Source organism: Sinorhizobium sp. 7-81 (assembly GCF_030124405.1).
GTDB lineage: Bacteria > Pseudomonadota > Alphaproteobacteria > Rhizobiales > Rhizobiaceae > Sinorhizobium > Sinorhizobium psoraleae.
The window spans coordinates 1-470 of record NZ_JASKLT010000091.1; the positions used below are offsets into that span (position 1 = coordinate 1).

The 470-nt window shown below is 59.6% G+C and carries 2 protein-coding genes; both read left to right on the plus strand.

Going from position 1 to position 470, the window contains the following annotated elements:
• Positions 1–238 (plus strand): phosphopantetheine-binding protein (locus QN224_RS33635; RefSeq protein ID WP_283980187.1); only part of this gene is annotated, 238 nt, incomplete at its 5' end.
• Positions 239–241: 3 nt separating this feature from the next.
• On the plus strand, positions 242–470 hold a 229-nt coding region (locus QN224_RS33640), incomplete at its 3' end, for a hypothetical protein (RefSeq protein ID WP_283980188.1).

The following is a 470-nucleotide window of genomic DNA, read 5'->3' on the forward strand; positions in this document are numbered from 1 at the left end:
GCTGCTCGGCGTCGAGCGGGTCGGCCGCCATGACAACTTCTTCGAGCTCGGCGGCCACTCGCTGCTCGCCGTCAGGCTCGTGAGCCGGCTGTCGCGGGCTGTTGGTGTGGAACTGCCGCTGTCGATGCTGTTCGCCAAGCCGGTCCTCGCGAACCTGGCCCGTGAAACTTCTATCGCGTTGGTTAAACAGGAATTCGATGGTGATGAGCTCGCAAAGCTGCTCTCAGTAGGAGTCTAGATAATGACAAATGTGGTTAGGATTGGCTTGGAAAACCTAGACGACGAAAGCTTGGCTCAGCTTTTCCTACTTGCAAAAGAGAAAGCTGCGAAGCGGAACGAAGCAGCCACGTTGATACCACAGGTCAGCCGGAACGAGCCGCTTGTGCTGTCGTTCGCGCAGCAGCGGCTGTGGTTCCTGGCGCAGCTGGATGCGGCCGGCACCAATTACCACGTGCCGCTGGCCTTGCGCC